The organism is Tichowtungia aerotolerans (assembly GCF_009905215.1).
GTDB lineage: Bacteria > Verrucomicrobiota > Kiritimatiellia > Kiritimatiellales > Tichowtungiaceae > Tichowtungia > Tichowtungia aerotolerans.
Genome location: NZ_CP047593.1, coordinates 2,984,715 through 3,001,638, shown reverse-complemented (window position 1 = coordinate 3,001,638; position 16,924 = coordinate 2,984,715). Strand labels below are relative to the sequence as shown.

Below are 16,924 nucleotides of genomic sequence, written 5' to 3'. Positions count from 1 at the left end.
TTTAAAACTGAAAATAGATAAACTCAAATGGTGAGTCCACGACCCCAAATAAAAGGATCGATAGAACGATAGCGTAATATACCGCCCAACGAACAATCAGGGGCTTGTCGTCCATAAAACGACGCATCTTCCTGTGTCGTTGCATGAGGTGAATGATTTCCATAAAGGCAATTACGGCAAAGGCCATAAATAATCCACCATCCCTGGTTTCTACCTGAGTAACAGCCTGAACAATGGCCTGAGGCCGTAGTGACGGGATAAAATTCAGGAACAGTGATTTCAGGAGCATAACCGCATCATGCAACGAATCAGCCCGAAAAAATATCCACGACAAGCAGACCAAATGGAACGTGATGAACACTTGAATAAACTTATGGATATGTGGATGGCAATCTAATCGGATTTTTCGACTGGCTGCCTTACGAAAAGGCCCAGTCAAAATCTCAAGCATGAGGTACAGCCCATGTAATGCGCCCCAAATAATATAAGTCCATGCCGCCCCGTGCCAGAGCCCGCTGACGATAAATACAATTAGTAAATTCAGGAGCCACCGACTCTTGGCGCAACGATTCCCCCCCAAGGGGATATACAGATAATCTCGAAACCACGTGGAAAGGGAGATATGCCAGCGACTCCAAAACTCTGCAATCGTTTTTGAAAAATAAGGCCGGTTAAAGTTATCCATCAAGCGAAACCCCATCACTTGAGCTGCGCCGATAGCAATATCTGAATAAGCTGAAAAATCACAGTAGATCTGGAACGCGAAGAAATAGGTTGCTAACAGAACCGCTATCCCGGGGTGGCTCCCTGGATGACCGTATACGTCTGAAACATAGGCAGCCAAACGGTCTGCGATAACCATTTTTTAAAAAAAACCCCACAGCATTAACTTTAAGCCATCGGTTACGCGTTGGTAGTCAAACGTGTGCTTTATGTAAAACTGCGGAAGCAAGTTGGTGGAACGCTCAATGGGTCCAGCAACAAGCTGAGGAAAAAACGATACATAAAGCGCAAAAATACCAAAATTCTTCTCCGCCTTCATCTGTCCTCGATATACATCGATAGAATAGCTAAGCGTTTGGAAGGTATAAAATGAAATACCAACCGGCAACAGAAGTTTCAGCGTCGGCGTATTATAATCAAAGCCAAATACATTGATCACATCCGTAAATGCGGACATGGAAAAGTTAAAGTATTTGAAAACAAACAATATCCCTAAACTGACGATCAGGCTTAAAATCAAATAGATTTTTCTCAACTGTAGGTCATCTGTTTGCCCTATCTTAATGCCAGACCAATAGGCGATCGCCGTTGTTGTCAGAATCAAAACCGCATAACCCGGATTCCAGCACATATAGAAGTAGTAGCTAGCCGCCAGCAATAACCCCCACCTGAACCGATGCGGAAATGCAAAATAGAGCATTGCCACAACAGGAAAAAACAGAAGGAAGTTTAATGAGTTAAAAAGCATACATCTGGACCTTTCATCAAATTACTCGTCAGAGGGAACAGCATCCAAATTCTTAAAATACCACTCGGCGGCAGCTTGTATTCCAGCAGTAAACCCAAACTGCGGATCATAGCCCAAAAGACATTTCGCTTTGCCAATATCTGCCAACGAATGGGGAATATCCCCGGCACGGCTGGATCCGTGCGTCGCCTGGACATCTGCGACTCGAGGGTCAAATTTTGCAAGGTTTTTTCGAAGCACCACAACCAACTCATTTAAATCCGTCCGTTCCCCACAAGCCACATTGTAAACCGTATTAACAGCTTCCGGCGTCGCTACCAAAGCCGCCAGCTGATTGGCCTGAACAACATTATCCACATAGGTGAAGTCACGGGAAAAACTGCCATCCCCGTTAATTACGGGGCTTTCGTATTTCATTAATGCCATGACAAATTTTGGAATCACAGCGGCATACGCCCCAAAGGGATCCTGTCTGCGACCGAATACATTGAAATAGCGCAACCCAACGGTCTCGAGCCCATAGAGTTCCGAAAAGTTATCGGCGTAGAGCTCATTGACATATTTTGTGATGGCGTACGGCGAAAGGGGCTTTCCAATGACGTTCTCTACCTTTGGAAGCGTTTTGCTGTCGCCATACGTTGAACTGCTGGCAGCATAGACAAACCGTTTGACCTTCGCGTCGCGGGCTGCCACCAGCATATTAAGAAACCCCATGATGTTTACTTCTGTTGAAAGAATCGGATTTTTAATAGAGCGGGGAACCGAACCCAAAGCCGCCTGATGCAGAACATAGTCAATTCCATCACACGCTTTGTGACATGTATCCAAAGAACGGATATCCCCTTCTATGAAATGAAACCGCTCGCTGCCTTCATGATGAACTATGTTCTCGCGCTTTCCGTTTGAAAAATTATCTAAACAGACGACCTCATTGTTCTGCTCCATCAGAGCATCTATCAGATTGGAGCCGATGAAACCGGCGCCGCCGGTCACCAGGACTCTGGAATTCTCAATTTTTCGACTCATTTAACTTCTCCAGCTGAAAACAATGATTAGAGCCGACCATCGACAGACTCTTTGGGAAAAACATATTTGATGTCGTAAAGAACGCCGTCCGGCTTCATCAAAGTCCGTATTGCTCCTGCACCCATTTCCCGGAATTCGTCGTGAGCAACGGCTAAAATCACTGCATCATACAAAATTGAAGGTAGAAGCTGGCTTTTAGGAAGCAGAGAAATCCCATATTCATGAAGCACCTCATCGGGGTTTGCCCATGGGTCAAAGACATCCACATTGCACCCATATTCTTTAAATTCTGATACCAAATCAACAGCTTTGGTATTACGGACATCAGGACAGTTCTCCTTAAAAGTAATTCCCAAAACCAGCACTTTTGAATTCTTAACTGAAAGGCAGCGATGAAGCATCAGTTTCACAATTTCAGAAACAACATACTTGCCCATATTGTCATTGGTACGGCGGCCAGCAAGAATCATTTCAGGGTGGAAGCCAACCTGTTGCGCTTTATGCGTTAAATAAAAAGGATCGACACCAATGCAGTGTCCGCCGACCAATCCCGGCCGAAAAGGAAGAAAGTTCCACTTGCTGCCGGCGGCTTCCAGAACATCAAGCGTATCAATCCCCAGCTTGTTAAAAATCATACTGAGTTCATTAATCAACCCTATGTTCACATCACGTTGTGTATTTTCGATAACCTTAGCTGCTTCAGCCGCCTTGATAGACGGTGCTTTATGCGTACCAGCGGTTATAATGCTTAAATATAACTCGTTAACAAAATCAGTAACTTCCGGGGTAGAACCAGAAGTGACCTTCCTGATTGTTGGCAGCCGATGCTCTTTGTCGCCGGGATTGATCCGCTCTGGGCTGTATCCGGCAAAAAAATCTTTGTTAAACTCCAGGCCGGACACTTTTTCGACCACAGGAATACAATCCTCTTCGGTCGCACCAGGGTAGACCGTGGATTCATAAATGACGACATCGCCCTTGGAAATCACTTTACCAACTGTTTCGCTTGCTTTGATCAGCGGTGTCAGATCCGGACGGTTGGAATCGTCGACAGGAGTAGGCACGGTGACGATGTAGCAGTTTGCGGTTTGAAGTTTGGAGATGTCGGTTGAAAACTCCAGTTGAGCAGCGGAAGCGAGTTCTTCGGGAGAACATTCGAGGGTATGATCCTTTCCGGAAGCAAGCTCATCAACACGTGACTGATTGATATCAAACCCAACCGTTGAAAACTTTTTACCGAACTCCACCGCCAGCGGCAGGCCGACATAGCCGAGCCCGATGATGCCAATGCGAACATCGGAGAAAGACTTCAGGCCTTGGGCATTAGGTTCGACGTTTCTTTCTTTTTTCATAATTTTCTCTACTTTACCTTAGAGTTTCTTAACAACCGGCAATGCCGTTCATTCCACTGTTACGCTTCCGACAGGATACGCGACGGGCCAACTCCATACGCAGACAAGTCTTAGACTAAAATCTTGGAAACGTATAAGATATATAAGGGATTAAAAACACGTTGATGTTTCCAAGCCAGCAATCAGTCGAAATATATTACATCCATGAAAAACGGTAAGCCTAAGTCTCTGTCCGAAATGATCAACTCGTCCAAACTCGGCCACTTGATACCAACTTCCGGATCGTTCCACCGAATGCCATATTCGTCACCGGGCGTATAAAAGTCACTGCACTTGTAAACGAAGTCGACTTTATCACTCAGCACGCAAAACCCGTGAGCAAAGCCTTTGGGCACAAATAACTGGTGATGATTTTTTTCCGACAGGATCGCACCAACCCATTCCCCAAAGGTTGGAGAGCCGTTGCGAATATCAACGGCCACATCAAACACTTCTCCACGAATAACAGAGACCAGTTTGTCCTGTGGATGCTTCAGTTGATAGTGCAATCCACGCAACACCCCCTTTGTCGAGCGGGACCAGTTATCCTGCACAAATCGAACATCAATCCCGGCATCGCGATACTGTTCGTAGTGATAGGTCTGCGTAAAAAAACCACGCTCGTCTGTAAAAACACGAGGTTTTATAAGTTTTACATCAGGAATGGAAAGATTCTCTATGATCATGATCAGTTTTAGGTGTTAAGTTTTAGGAGACATCGATTTGATTAAACCGTGAAGCATGCGCGATATCGCTTCAGCATCACCCTTTAGTACATTAAAATCACCATCAGTTATATAATTAATTTTAAAGGCGATGAGTAATTGCGTACGCATTTCCGCACAAGAGCCTTTGGCTATATGTAAAAAATGAATTATTTCCTTCTTGGACTCGCGCTCCAACCCTTCCGCAATATTTGGGGACCGAAACCGCGGCCCGGCAAATCTGATCTTTGAACCCATAGTCCCGGCACTCCTGCATAAGCTTATAGATCGCCACACTCAGTTCGACAGACTTTTGCCAAACCTCTAAATTTTCATAGGACTGATACATGACCGCTTTTCGTCTCAGGTGTTAGAAATAACGTGTTAAGTTTTAGGTCATCCACATAACACATGGCACTGAACTTTAACACGTATCCCACCTAACACTTAAAACTTGGATCCTAACACTTTCCTTCGACTAAAAGCCGAAGGAGATACTGTCCATACCCGTTTTTAGAAAGCTCATTGCCAAGCGTTTCCATCTGTTCCGAATCAATAAATCCTTTGCGCCAGGCAATTTCTTCAACGCATGAAATCTTAAGACCTTGTCTTTTCTCTAAAGTTTCCACAAAAGAGCCGGCTTCCAGCAGTGAATCGTGCGTACCGGTGTCCAGCCATGCAAAACCACGACCCAGCACTTCAACATGCAATTCTCCCATTTCGAGATAGTTTTGGTTCACTGTGGTGATTTCGAGTTCTCCCCGGGAAGAAGGCTTCTGCTCCTTAACCATATCTACAACCCGGTTGTCATAAAAGTAAAGACCTGGAACCGCATAGTGCGATTTGGGCTTCTCCGGTTTCTCTTCAATGGAAAGAGCGTTCCCGTTGGAATCAAATTCGACCACTCCATAACGCTCTGGATCGAGCACTGGATATGCAAAAACGGTTCCTCCAGTTATCCGCTCATCGGCACTGCTCAAAGTGCTGCTAAATCCGTGGCCATAAAAAATATTATCACCCAGAATCAGACAGCTAGGATCGCCATTAATAAACGCTTCACCGATGAGAAACGCCTGTGCCAGCCCTTCCGGTCTGGGCTGTTCGGCATAACTGAACGAAACACCCCATTGCATTCCATCCCCCAGCAGCTCCCGAAACATCGGCAGGTCGTGCGGTGTGCTGATAATCAGAATTTCACGAATACCCGCCAGCATGAGAACGGACAGCGGATAGTAGATCATCGGTTTATCATAAACAGGCAGCAGCTGCTTGCTGACCACCCGGGTCAAAGGATGCAAGCGCGTACCGCTGCCTCCAGCCAGAATAATCCCTTTTCGTTTCATCATAAAATCTCCGATTTTATTCAAGTGTTAAGCGTTACGAATTAAGTTTTAGGTGCTAGGGGGATGGTTTTAAGTTTTAGGTGTTCAAGTTTTAGAGACTCATCCTTAACACATAAAACATAACTCCTAACTTTTGTCGCAGAGCGCCTTAACTAATCCGTGCAACATACGCGAAATGGATTCTGCCTCATTTTTCACAACCTCAAAATCATCCGCACTGATGTAATTAATTTTTGATGCAATTAGAACCTGAGTTCGAACTTCCGCACAAGAACCTTTGGCTATATGCAAAAAATGAACTGTTTCTTTTTTTGATTCCCGCTCCATTCCTTCCGCAATATTCGAAGCAATTGAAACCGAAGCTCTGCATACCTGATCTTTAAACCCATAGTCTCTGCAATCGCGCAACAACTCATAAATTCTAGCGCTTAAGGCGACGGCTTTTTGCCAGACCTCTAATTTTTCATACGATTGATACATGTTCGCTTTGCGATTTAGTTTTAGGATTTAGGCCAACGTCTTAACTCTTAACACCTAAAACCTAACACTTGCGCCTCTCACGGCTACGCCTTTCCAAGTCGCTCTCCCGCGTAGCGCTCCGCGCGCAGCGGGCCCCACCACCAATCATTATCCAGATACCACTGAATGGTACGGCGAATACCGGTGTCAAAATTTTCCTGAGCTCTCCACCCCAATTCCGTTTCAAGTTTGGTCGCATCAATCGCATAGCGCATGTCATGACCGGGACGATCTTTCACAAAGGTGATCAGGTCAGCATAAGAACCATTGCTACGCGGCTTCAGTTCATCAAGCACAAAACAAATGGTCTCCACCACATCCAGATTGGTGCGTTCATTGCGACCGCCTACATTATAGGTTTCGCCGGGAGCCCCATTTTCTACCACAGTCACCAAAGCCCTTGCGTGATCCTCAACATAAAGCCAGTCGCGAATATTGTCGCCCTTTCCGTAAATAGGAAGAGATTTTTCATCGAGCGCATTCAGGATAACCAGCGGGATCAGCTTTTCCGGGAAATGGTACGGCCCGTAGTTGTTTGAACAATTTGTAACCACAACAGGCAACCCATAAGTATGATACCAAGCCTTCACCAGATGATCGCTGGAGGCTTTGCTTGCCGAATACGGTGAACGCGGGTCGTAAGGGGTGGTTTCTTCAAACAGCCCGGTCTCACCAAGCGATCCATACACCTCATCCGTCGAAATGTGATGAAAGCGGAAGTCAGAACGGTTTGGGGTTTGAAGTTTGGAGTTTGAAGTTTTTTCAGGAAGCCCAGTCCAATACGCCCGGGCACAGTCGAGCATATTGTAAGTGCCGACAATATTCGTTTCAATAAATGCAGAAGGTCCGTCGATTGATCGGTCAACATGTGATTCAGCTGCCAAATGCATCACAGCATCCGGTTGAAAATCCGAAAACAGTGCTGAAATTCCGTCACAATCACAAATATCCACCTGGGCAAAACGATAAAGCGGATTATCTGCAATCTCTCTCAGTGACTCCGTATTACCGGCATATGTCAGCTTATCTACATTTAAAACCTGAACGCCCTTTTCATTCACCAAATAACGGCAAACTGCAGAGCCGATAAAGCCAGCTCCACCTGTAACCATCACTTTTTTCATAAAGCCTTGACCTCCTCCAAAACTTTTTTCCCGGCCTTTTCAACAAATGCCTGGAGTTCTTCATCCCAATTCTCAAAGCAGTTAATGCCCAGCGATTTTGCATGTGCATTTTCCAGAATAGAATTTGCAGGCCGCCTTGTCGACGTCGGAAACTCATCTGTCGAACACGGAATAAAATGATGAGCAACACCCAGTTTATCTAAAAACGAACACGCCAGATCATACCAGGTGCAATATCCTTCCGATGAAGCATGAAAAACTCCTGTTGCTTCGCGCTCAACCACAGCTTTGATCTGCCGCGCCAACGTATAAGACCAGGTCGGAGAGCCGTACTGATCTGTTACGACCTTAAATTCCCTGTCTGGATTCTGGAGAGTCAGTCGAAGCATGGTTTTTAAAAAGTTTTTTCCATGGGCACCATACAGCCATGCGGTTCTCAATATGGCCGCCTTGACGTTGCTATCCAAAACGGCCCGTTCTCCAGCCAGTTTTGATTTTCCGTATTCGGAAATAGGATCCGGCTTATCCTCCTCAACGCTGGCTTCAAACAAGGGCTTATTTCCGGGGAACACGTAATCGGTCGAAACGTGGACAAGAAATGCACTATTCTGCGCAGCCCATTCCGTCAGATGTTTCGGTCCGTCTGCGTTCACCGCCCAGCAGGATGGGTCTGTTTCACAGGCATCAACGGCAGTATAAGCAGCACAATTTACGATCACAGATGGTTGAAGCCCGTTTAGCTTTTCCAGACATTGGAACCGATTCGCAATATCAATCTCTGGAAAATCAACCCCTGTTGCAGCATCACCAAACACAGACATACAGTCCGTCCCCAGCTGGCCGTTACATCCGATAATTAAGGTCCTGCTCATCACCGATTATTTACCGTAGCGAGTCAGAAAATCCTGATATGCCCGTGCGATCCCTTCGCGCAGTTCAACCTGCGGTTGCCAGCCCAGGGCATTAATGCGAGAGGAATCCATCAGCTTGCGAGGTGTTCCGTCAGGTTTTGAAGCATCCCATTCCAAATCACCTTCGAACCCGACGACGTCCTTGACGGTCTCGGCCAACTCTTTAATGGTGACTTCCTTGCCGGAACCAATGTTTATGTGCGATTGAACCGTGCCGGATTCATCAGTAAACGCCATATCTTCGTAATTGGCATTCTCGACCAGAAACACACAGGCCTCAGCCAGATCATCACTGTATAGAAACTCACGCAGCGGCGATCCGGTTCCCCAGCAGACCACTTTATCCGCGCCGCTCTCTTTGGCTTCGTGGAAGCGACGAATCAACGCCGGAAGCACATGAGAATTTTCCGGATGATAATTATCTCCAGGTCCATACATATTGGTTGGCATCGCTGAGATAAAGTTGGTGCCATACTGACGGTTATAGGCATCGCACAAACGAATCCCGGCAATTTTTGCAATTGCATACGGTTCATTCGTCGGCTCAAGCGGACCGGTCAGAAGAGACTCTTCTTTCAACGGCTGGGGAGCCAGCTTGGGATAAATGCAGCTTGATCCGAGAAACAGCAGTTTTTTTACGCCATGCTCTTTAGCTGCATGAATCACATTCATCTCAATCATCATGTTTTCGTAGATGAACTGTCCGCGGTATGTGTCGTTGGCATGAATACCACCGACCTTGGCGGCGACCAGCACCACAAATTCCGGCTTCTCAGATGCAAAAAACTCTTCAACCTCCTGCTGATTAATCAGATTGACCTCATCAATAGACCGTCCAATCAGGTTGTTGTAGCCGTGGCGCTCAAAGGCGCGCCAGATGCCTCCTCCGACAAGGCCGAGATGGCCTGCGACATAAATTTTGGCATCCTTGGAGATACCGTCAGTTTGGAGTTTGCTGTTTGAGGTTTGAGGATCGATTTCCATATTTCTACCTTCCTAAAGATTTAATTAACGCTGCCAACATACGGCGAATAATAATTATTTCATTTTGGAGGTGCTGACTATCAGAAGCAAAGTTGAGCTTTTCGCTAATAATCAATTGAGTTTCAAGCTCGGCGGCTGATCCATCGGCGATTCGAAGGAAATGAATAAAATCCTTTGAATGGTGACGAGCACTTCCTTCGGCAATATTTGAAGGGATACTCACCGCAGCACGTCGCACCTGATTAGTGATTCCAAACTTTTTCAGATTCCGGAAACTCAGTCGTGAGCAGATAAATGTTTGTTACAACATCAACCGCCCGACTCCAAACCTCCAAATCCTTATAATCGCTCACCACCAGCTCCAAACCATCAACTGCAAACGTCAAAACCCTTTGGAATAAGGGGCTCCATCAAGAATTTTCAAATCTCCGTCTGTCATGATTTTGACGAGTTCTTCAAATTTAACGGTCGGTTCCCAACCGAGTTGTTTTTTTGCTTTCACTGGGTTGCCGAGAAGCTGGTCAACTTCGCAGGGGCGGTAGTAGCGCTCATCCATGCGCACCACGATATCGCCGGTCGCTTTGTTTTTACCGACTTCATCCACGCCCTCACCTTCCCATACGATTTCAATGCCGACATGACCGAAAGATTTTTCAATAAACTCACGGACGGTGTGCATTTCGTTGGTGGCAACCACGTAATCATCGGGAGTATCCTGCTGAAGCATCATCCACATCATCTGCACATAGTCGGGAGCATAACCCCAGTCGCGCAGGGCGTTGATGTTGCCCATGTAGAGGCAGCTCTGCAGACCACGCGAAATACGGGCGACGGCCATCGTTATTTTTCGCGTCACAAAGGTTTCACCGCGACGGGGTGATTCGTGATTAAACAGAATCCCGTTGCTCGCGTGAAGGCCGTAGGACTCACGGTAGTTTTTGACAATCCAGAACGCATACTGCTTGGCTACCGCATAAGGAGAGCGCGGATAAAAGGGCGTGGTTTCAGTCTGCGGAACTTCCTGCACCTTTCCATACAGTTCCGAAGTGGATGCCTGATAAAAGCGGCTCTCAACACCGGTCTCGCGAATGGCGTCCAGCAAACGCAGCGTTCCGGTCGCATCCACTTCGGCAGTATACTCCGGGACCTCAAAAGAAACCTGCACATGCGACTGAGCGCCAAGGTTGTAAATTTCCGACGGATGGATTTTTTCAATCAGCCGGTTCAGATTGCTGGAGTCAGTCAGGTCACCGTAATGCAGAAACATTTTCACGCCGGATTCATGACGGTCCTTGTAGAGATGATCAATGCGGTCGGTGTTAAACGAACTGGAACGCCGGACGATTCCATGCACCTCGTATCCTTTATCGAGCAGCAGCTCTGCGAGGTAAGATCCATCCTGACCAGTAATTCCTGTAATCAATGCTTTTTTCATTATTCAACTCCTGTTTCTGAATATGGTCGGGGTGCAAAAAGCCGGGGTTCAGCCTGAACTGACCCCGATGTACAAAATTAAGGGTATCTGCTTACCCGATGATTCCGTCGTCGCGCAATTTGGAAACAATGGCATCAACAGAGTCTTCAACCGGTGCATCCGCGGCGTTTAAAACGATTTCCGGGTTCACTGGCGGTTCGTAAGGAGCGCTGATTCCGGTGAACTGCGGAATCTCACCGGCGCGGGCCTTTTTGTATAACCCTTTCGGATCACGCTGCTCGCAGATTTCGAGCGGCGTATCGACAAAGACCTCCACAAAACCCTCACCAATGATTTCACGAGCACCTTTACGGTCCTGAACCGTCGGCGAAATAAACGCGGTAATCACAATGATTCCGGCATCATTGAACAGCCGGGAAACCTCCGCAATTCGGCGAATATTTTCCGATCGATCCTCTGCAGAGAAACCGAGATCGCGGTTCAATCCGTGACGCACATTGTCGCCGTCCAAAATGTAACAGGCGTGTCCCATATCGGTCAGCTCGCGTTCGAGCTGCCGGGCAACGGTTGATTTACCCGACCCGCTCAGCCCGGTCAGCCAAAGCGTAGAGCCTTTCTGGTTCAATAAATTCTGACGATCCTCAGCCGAAACCAGACTGTCGCTTTTTACAATATTTTTGCTGACCGGAGCCGCATTTTTTTCTTTGGCAACAATCCGGTCAATGATCATGCCGGCACCGACCGTGACATTGGTCATACGATCCACGATAATAAACGCACCGGTAGTCCGGTTTCTTTCGTATGAATCAAACGCGATCGGCCGATGCAGCGTAAGATGGCAGCGACCGATTTCATTTAATTCGAGAGAACGTGCTTCCTGCGAATCGCTGTCTTGGAGTGTTGAATCATCCTGCTCGCGCTTCATGGTGTTAACATCCACTTTATAGCGAACACTGGAGAGTACCCCAGGAACCATGCTGGAAGTATGCTTAATGAGGTAGCTCTTGCCGGATTTGGCCGCATCCTCATGCATCCAGACCACCATAGCCTCAAACTCGTTGCCGATATGCGGAATATTTTTAACCGGCACCAACATATTGCCGCGCGACACATCAATTTCATCTTCCAGCGTCACAGTAACCGCTTGCGGCGCAAATGCCTCCTGAATTGCTCCGTCCGGACCGTAAATGGCTTTGATTTTCGACTCCTGGCGCGAGGGCAGGCTGGCGACCTTGTCGCCGATACGAATGACCCCGGAAGCCAGCGTGCCGCTGAACCCGCGGAAATCGAGATTCGGGCGCAGCACATATTGAACCGGCAAACGCATGTCAATCAGGTTGCGGTCGGTTGCAATATTGACGTTTTCAAGGTGATGCAGAAAGGTCGGGCCGTCATACCAGCTCAGGTTGTCGCTGTGCTCCACCACGTTATCGCCCTTGAGCGCCGACATTGGAATAAAGTGGATATCGGAAAACCCGAGGCGGCCGACGAACGCGTTGTAATCCTTCACGATCTCGTTGTAGCGCTGCTCCGACCAGTCCACCAGATCCATTTTGTTGACCGCCACGATGACGTGCCTGATGCCGAGCAGCGAGCAGATAAAACTGTGCCGCTTGGTCTGCCGAATCACCCCGTACCGTGCATCGATCAGAATCACCGCCAGGTTACAGGTCGAGGCGCCGGTGGCCATGTTGCGGGTGTACTGCTCGTGGCCGGGGCAGTCCGCGATAATGAACTTCCGCTTATCTGTCGAAAAATAACGGTAGGCCACATCGATTGTGATGCCCTGCTCGCGCTCAGCCTTGAGACCGTCCGTAAGAAGCGCCGGATCAAAATCCTCACCAGTGGTCCCATAAACTTTTGAATCTTTCGCAACTTTCTCAAGCTGATCCTCATAGATCATATGGCTGTCATACAACAGCCGGCCGATCAAAGTGGACTTTCCATCGTCAACCGAGCCACAGGTTAATAAGCGCAGAAGATCTTTGGTTTCATGCCGATTCAAATATTCAGCAATATCGCTCTCTATGAGCTCTTTTTCCTGAATCTGATAATTTGCTTCGCTCATTAGAAGTACCCGTCCTTCTTCTTGTCTTCCATGGAAGAGTTATCACCATCAATCACGCGCCCCTGACGCTCGGAGGTCGTCGTCAGCAACATTTCCTGAACAATTTCCTCAACGGTTTCGGCGTTGGACTCCACAGCACCGGTTAACGGATAACAACCGAGAGTGCGAAAACGCACTTTCTTCATCATTGGCGTTTCGCCGTCCTTCAGCGGCATGCGTTCGTCATCCACCATAATCAGCACACCGTCACGCTCCACAACCGGTCGTTCAGCGGCATAATAAAGCGGAACAATCGGGATATCTTCGCGAAGCAGATACAGCCAGATGTCCAGTTCCGTCCAGTTAGACAGCGGAAAGACTCGAATGGACTCCCCTTTATTGATCTTGGCATTATAAAGATTCCACAGCTCTGGACGCTGATTTTTAGGATCCCACTGATGAAATTCATTGCGAAAACTGTAAACCCGCTCTTTGGCCCGGCTTTTTTCTTCATCACGGCGCGCACCGCCAAACGCGGCATCAAACTTATAGTGATCCAGCGCCTGTTTCAACGCATCGGTTTTCATCACCTGCGTATGTTTTTCTGAACCGTGAACGAAGGGATCGGACTGGTCTTTTCCTTCCGGATTAATCCAGACCTTCAGATCCACCTGATATTTTTCGGCCATCAACTCCCGGAACTTATACATCTCCTGAAATTTCCACTGCGTGTCCACATGCATCAGCGGAAATGGAATTTTTCCCGGAGCGAACGCCTTATGAGCAAGGTGCAGCATCACCGAAGAATCTTTTCCGATCGAATACAGCATAACCGGGTTCGAAAATTCGGCAGCCACTTCACGGATAATATGAATACTCTCCGCTTCCAGTTGCTTCAAATGTGATAAATTGTATCCGCTCATAACCGCCCCTCTCTAATTGCAATAATTATGATCATGTATTGTGCAATTGAGCGTGTCGATGATTTTTTCCAAAAACCACAAAATAGGGATTCAGCAGATTTTCCTTGTTATAGCGCAGCGGTTCAGCCAGTCCGTACTGAACAACGCTTCCACCAGAGGCTTCAACAACAGCCTGTGCCGCCGCAGTGTCCCACTCCATCGTAGAAGCAATCCGCGGATACACATCCGCGCTACCTTCCGCAACCATACAAAGTTTCAGGGAACTTCCACTCGAAACGAGTTCGACCCGGCCCGTCTTTTCCAGGTCTGCGATAAAATCCTCTGTTTCAGAATTCATGTGTGAACGGGATGCCACCACTTTGATTACCCCTTGTTCGGAACGAAGATGCGGCAATTTCTCACAGGGCTTTCCAAGGGTTGAAAAATCAAACCTCTCTTTTTCCAAGGTTTGGAAAAGGTCATCGCCTTTCACTCGGAATGCACCTTGCCCGACAAGTCCCATATAAAGCGTTTTGAGCACCGGGGCATAGACCACCCCCATCACGGGACGGCCATCGTCAATCAGTGCTATATTTACCGTAAACTCTCCATTTTTCTTAATGAACTCTTTTGTTCCGTCCAGAGGGTCGACCAGCCAGAAACGATTCCAGCTCTTACGCTCTTCGTAAGGAACCGTCCTGCTCTCTTCGGACAGAACCGGAAGTCCAAGTTCTTCCAGTGCGTCACAAATGATATAATGAGCAGCCTTATCGGCCTCGGTAAGCGGAGACTCATCGTCTTTGAATTCGACCTCAAAATCGCGTTCGTAAATCTGCAGAATTGCGTCACCGGCACGCAGTGCTGCATCCACCGCATTCTTCATAAACGCTGTCATCGTCTGAAATACTCCCGATACCAACTCACGAAAGCCGGAATGCCGGCAGAAATCGGTGTGGATGGATCATACCCCAGTTTTTTCCGAGCCTTGGAAACATCCGCAAAAGTCGTCGGCACATCGCCGGCCTGCATGGGCAGCATCTCCATTTTCGGTTCTACCCCCAACGCACCGGCAATGGTCTGAATAAATTCCATCAGGTTTTCCGGAGTATTGTTCCCCAGATTAAAAATTTCATACGGCTCCAGGCCATCAGCAGCAAGCGAAGCCTTCACCCCCGCGACAATGTCGTCAATATAGGTAAAATCCCGCTCCATTTTTCCGTGATTAAACACCTGGATAGCCTGACCTTTCAGCATGGCATCCGTAAACAGCCAATAAGCCATATCCGGACGGCCCCACGGGCCATACACGGTGAAAAACCGCAAACCAACCGTTTGCAGACCGTACAGATGTGTATAGGTGTGACTCATCAGCTCATTGGCCTTTTTGGTGGCCGCATACAAGCTGACCGGATGATCCACCGGGTCCTCTTCGCTGAACGGAATTTTTTTGCTGCCGCCATAAACGCTGGAACTGGACGCATACACCAGCCGCGATACTTCGGCATGACGGCACGCCTCGAGGATGTTCAGATGTCCCTGCAGGTTTGACTGCTGATAAGCAAACGGATTCTGAATGGAATAACGAACACCGGCCTGCGCAGCCAAATGACACACACGATCAAACCGGTACTTTTCAAAAAGCGTTCTCAGCAACTCATAATCAGCCAGGTCTCCACGTACCATTGTGAAGCCGCTTCGTTTTTCCAAACCTTGGAAACGGGCCTCTTTCAACGATACATCATAGTAGTCATTGAAGTTATCCAGCCCAACCACTTCATGACCGTCGTCCAGCAAAGAATGTGCGGCATATGAGCCAATAAAACCGGCGGCACCTGTCACTAAAATCTTCAAGACATGGCCTCCGGAACAAGCTGCCGCCCCCGGTCGATCCGCCTCTGGCGGAAACCTTCCGTACACTTTTCGACTATGACGTAAGAGGTCATAAGACCTCGGAGAACGGCCTAACCAACCTTCTCCAGTTTATCTGCGGGGACTTCTGCGGGAACAGCTGTCCCCATCATATCCATCAGAATCCGAACGCGGTCTCCGCCCGGCATCACCTGGGTAATCACCGCACGCAGCCCCATCATTGCGCCATCGGCAACAACGGCCTCGTCGCCTTCCTTGAAGGCACGCTCATCTTCAATCAAAATCAGTCCGGACTCGGACGTATCAGTGCGAATTGTTTCAACAACAACATCAGAAACCACAGCGCACTCGCCAGCAAACTTTACCAATCCGCGCACACCGATCGAACCAGCGACCGCACGCTGCATCGCCCCCCCGAAACGCGCAAAAATATAGCCGGGAAACAGCGACTCTTCGAACCACACCTTTCCGCGCGGTGTCCGTCGCTTAAACCGGATTCTGGGGGCAAACACCTCGACACCGTCCAACCTCTCCAACTGTCCGGCGGCAATATGCTCCCGCTTCGGCTGTGTTTTCACGCAGCGCCACAGCAAAGCAGTAGATGTAGGAGCATCACACATCAGGTCATTCGGGTTTGATAAAATTCAGGGCAAACGGAAGCAGGAGGTTGGCGCGTTTCTGCCAGCCTTTCAGGCGGTCTATACGATCTGCAAAAAACTCTTTTTGTTCGGAATCCGATACTCGAACCAACTCTTCGAGTCGCCCCATACGTTCGTTGCCGCCTTCGAGATGAGGACGAATCTGTTCATTAACAAATCCGGTCACAATCTTACGCAGGCCCGACTCCGCCTCAAAATAGTCGCGACGCTCTCCTGGCACGTAAACCGTTTTGACAGCACCAAAAGAGCGCAGAATTTTCAGCCCCTGACTGGTCGATCCTTTGCTGATGCCCAGCTTCTCCATACAATCGTTAATACAAAGCGGGCTGGGGGAAATAAAAAGCAAACCATAGAGCTCACCGACCGAACGCGGAAGATTCAACACTCCCGCCATCCGGACGAAGATATCGACTATCTCCTGCTCAAGCTCTGTAAGAGTCGTTTGCATACAAAAACCGAGGACGATTCAATTCGTTCAAAAAATACTGAACAAACTGTGTTTAGACAAGTTAAATACCGGCAAAGATTAAGCAACGGTC

18 protein-coding genes and 1 pseudogene are annotated in these 16,924 nt (G+C 48.1%); all 19 read right to left on the bottom strand.

The window, feature by feature from the left end:
- Position 1: 1 nt before the first annotated feature.
- The 19 genes and pseudogenes from GT409_RS16040 to GT409_RS12190 all read right to left on the bottom strand — a co-directional run bounded on the left by GT409_RS16040 (position 2) and on the right by GT409_RS12190 (position 16,833).
- On the bottom strand, positions 2-862 hold the full coding sequence (locus GT409_RS16040) for an MBOAT family O-acyltransferase (protein WP_269844929.1): 861 nt from the start codon (positions 860-862) through the stop codon (positions 2-4).
- 3 nt (positions 863-865) lie between these two features.
- The gene (locus GT409_RS16035; RefSeq protein ID WP_269844928.1) at positions 866-1,471 is read right to left on the bottom strand and encodes an MBOAT family O-acyltransferase; all 606 of its coding nucleotides are present in this window, start codon (positions 1,469-1,471) and stop codon (positions 866-868) included.
- A gap of 21 nt (positions 1,472-1,492) precedes the next feature.
- Positions 1,493-2,497, bottom strand: coding sequence for an SDR family oxidoreductase (locus GT409_RS12270; RefSeq protein ID WP_233231553.1), 1,005 nt, complete (start codon positions 2,495-2,497; stop codon positions 1,493-1,495).
- A gap of 26 nt (positions 2,498-2,523) precedes the next feature.
- Positions 2,524-3,849, bottom strand: a complete 1,326-nt coding sequence (gene tviB, locus GT409_RS12265; protein ID WP_160629360.1) for a Vi polysaccharide biosynthesis UDP-N-acetylglucosamine C-6 dehydrogenase TviB — start codon at positions 3,847-3,849, stop codon at positions 2,524-2,526.
- A gap of 182 nt (positions 3,850-4,031) precedes the next feature.
- On the bottom strand, positions 4,032-4,574 hold the full coding sequence (gene rfbC / locus GT409_RS12260) for a dTDP-4-dehydrorhamnose 3,5-epimerase (RefSeq protein ID WP_160629359.1): 543 nt from the start codon (positions 4,572-4,574) through the stop codon (positions 4,032-4,034).
- A 15-nt stretch (positions 4,575-4,589) separates the two neighbouring features.
- Positions 4,590-4,869 (bottom strand): annotated as a pseudogene (locus GT409_RS12255) (four helix bundle protein).
- Between the two features lie 184 nt (positions 4,870-5,053).
- Positions 5,054-5,935 carry a glucose-1-phosphate thymidylyltransferase RfbA gene (rfbA, locus tag GT409_RS12250; RefSeq protein WP_160630117.1) on the bottom strand — a complete coding sequence of 294 codons (882 nt, stop codon included), beginning with the start codon at positions 5,933-5,935 and terminating at the stop codon, positions 5,054-5,056.
- A gap of 126 nt (positions 5,936-6,061) precedes the next feature.
- Positions 6,062-6,415, bottom strand: a complete 354-nt coding sequence (locus GT409_RS12245; protein ID WP_160629358.1) for a four helix bundle protein — start codon at positions 6,413-6,415, stop codon at positions 6,062-6,064.
- An 83-nt stretch (positions 6,416-6,498) separates the two neighbouring features.
- Positions 6,499-7,578, bottom strand: a complete 1,080-nt coding sequence (gene rfbB / locus GT409_RS12240; RefSeq protein ID WP_160629357.1) for a dTDP-glucose 4,6-dehydratase — start codon at positions 7,576-7,578, stop codon at positions 6,499-6,501.
- Complete coding sequence (gene rfbD / locus GT409_RS12235; protein ID WP_160629356.1) at positions 7,575-8,450, bottom strand: dTDP-4-dehydrorhamnose reductase; 876 nt, start codon at positions 8,448-8,450, stop codon at positions 7,575-7,577. The genes rfbB and rfbD overlap by 4 nt, the downstream gene beginning before the upstream one ends.
- Positions 8,451-8,456: 6 nt before the next feature.
- Positions 8,457-9,425 (bottom strand): GDP-L-fucose synthase family protein, encoded by a 969-nt coding sequence (locus tag GT409_RS12230; protein ID WP_160630116.1) that lies wholly within the window; start codon positions 9,423-9,425, stop codon positions 8,457-8,459.
- Positions 9,426-9,477: 52 nt separating this feature from the next.
- Entirely contained in the window at positions 9,478-9,696 is a 219-nt protein-coding gene (locus tag GT409_RS12225; RefSeq protein ID WP_408647944.1) for a four helix bundle protein, read from the bottom strand.
- Positions 9,697-9,855: 159 nt separating this feature from the next.
- The gene (gene gmd, locus GT409_RS12220) at positions 9,856-10,908 is read right to left on the bottom strand and encodes a GDP-mannose 4,6-dehydratase (protein WP_160629355.1); all 1,053 of its coding nucleotides are present in this window, start codon (positions 10,906-10,908) and stop codon (positions 9,856-9,858) included.
- Positions 10,909-10,999: 91 nt separating this feature from the next.
- Complete coding sequence (gene cysN, locus GT409_RS12215; RefSeq protein ID WP_160629354.1) at positions 11,000-12,976, bottom strand: sulfate adenylyltransferase subunit CysN; 1,977 nt, start codon at positions 12,974-12,976, stop codon at positions 11,000-11,002.
- A complete protein-coding gene (gene cysD, locus GT409_RS12210) occupies positions 12,976-13,878 on the bottom strand; it encodes a sulfate adenylyltransferase subunit CysD (protein WP_160629353.1) in 903 nt (300 codons plus the stop codon). Before cysD ends, cysN begins: the two co-directional genes overlap by 1 nt.
- Positions 13,879-13,909: 31 nt before the next feature.
- Positions 13,910-14,752: a 3'(2'),5'-bisphosphate nucleotidase CysQ gene (gene cysQ / locus GT409_RS12205; protein ID WP_160629352.1), complete on the bottom strand. Its 843-nt coding sequence runs from the start codon at positions 14,750-14,752 to the stop codon at positions 13,910-13,912.
- Positions 14,749-15,708, bottom strand: a complete 960-nt coding sequence (locus GT409_RS12200; RefSeq protein ID WP_160629351.1) for an NAD-dependent epimerase/dehydratase family protein — start codon at positions 15,706-15,708, stop codon at positions 14,749-14,751. The genes cysQ and GT409_RS12200 overlap by 4 nt, the downstream gene beginning before the upstream one ends.
- A 110-nt stretch (positions 15,709-15,818) precedes the next feature.
- On the bottom strand, positions 15,819-16,304 hold the full coding sequence (gene nusG / locus GT409_RS12195; protein ID WP_160629350.1) for a transcription termination/antitermination protein NusG: 486 nt from the start codon (positions 16,302-16,304) through the stop codon (positions 15,819-15,821).
- Between the two features lie 46 nt (positions 16,305-16,350).
- Positions 16,351-16,833 carry a GbsR/MarR family transcriptional regulator gene (locus GT409_RS12190; RefSeq protein ID WP_160629349.1) on the bottom strand — a complete coding sequence of 161 codons (483 nt, stop codon included), beginning with the start codon at positions 16,831-16,833 and terminating at the stop codon, positions 16,351-16,353.
- Positions 16,834-16,924 lie beyond the last annotated feature (91 nt).

Excerpts from the sequence above, each read along its gene's own strand:
- GT409_RS16040 (WP_269844929.1), bottom strand. The coding sequence starts at position 862 with ATGGTTATCGCAGACCGTTTGGCTGCCTATGTTTCAGACGTATACGGT.
- GT409_RS16035 (WP_269844928.1), bottom strand. The coding sequence starts at position 1,471 with ATGCTTTTTAACTCATTAAACTTCCTTCTGTTTTTTCCTGTTGTGGCA.
- GT409_RS12270 (WP_233231553.1), bottom strand. The coding sequence starts at position 2,497 with ATGAGTCGAAAAATTGAGAATTCCAGAGTCCTGGTGACCGGCGGCGCC.
- tviB (WP_160629360.1), bottom strand. The coding sequence starts at position 3,849 with ATGAAAAAAGAAAGAAACGTCGAACCTAATGCCCAAGGCCTGAAGTCT.
- rfbC (WP_160629359.1), bottom strand. The coding sequence starts at position 4,574 with ATGATCATAGAGAATCTTTCCATTCCTGATGTAAAACTTATAAAACCT.
- rfbA (WP_160630117.1), bottom strand. The coding sequence starts at position 5,935 with ATGAAACGAAAAGGGATTATTCTGGCTGGAGGCAGCGGTACGCGCTTG.
- GT409_RS12245 (WP_160629358.1), bottom strand. The coding sequence starts at position 6,415 with ATGTATCAATCGTATGAAAAATTAGAGGTCTGGCAAAAAGCCGTCGCC.
- rfbB (WP_160629357.1), bottom strand. The coding sequence starts at position 7,578 with ATGAAAAAAGTGATGGTTACAGGTGGAGCTGGCTTTATCGGCTCTGCA.
- rfbD (WP_160629356.1), bottom strand. The coding sequence starts at position 8,450 with ATGAGCAGGACCTTAATTATCGGATGTAACGGCCAGCTGGGGACGGAC.
- gmd (WP_160629355.1), bottom strand. The coding sequence starts at position 10,908 with ATGAAAAAAGCATTGATTACAGGAATTACTGGTCAGGATGGATCTTAC.
- cysN (WP_160629354.1), bottom strand. The coding sequence starts at position 12,976 with ATGAGCGAAGCAAATTATCAGATTCAGGAAAAAGAGCTCATAGAGAGC.
- cysD (WP_160629353.1), bottom strand. The coding sequence starts at position 13,878 with ATGAGCGGATACAATTTATCACATTTGAAGCAACTGGAAGCGGAGAGT.
- cysQ (WP_160629352.1), bottom strand. The coding sequence starts at position 14,752 with ATGACAGCGTTTATGAAGAATGCGGTGGATGCAGCACTGCGTGCCGGT.
- GT409_RS12190 (WP_160629349.1), bottom strand. The coding sequence starts at position 16,833 with ATGCAAACGACTCTTACAGAGCTTGAGCAGGAGATAGTCGATATCTTC.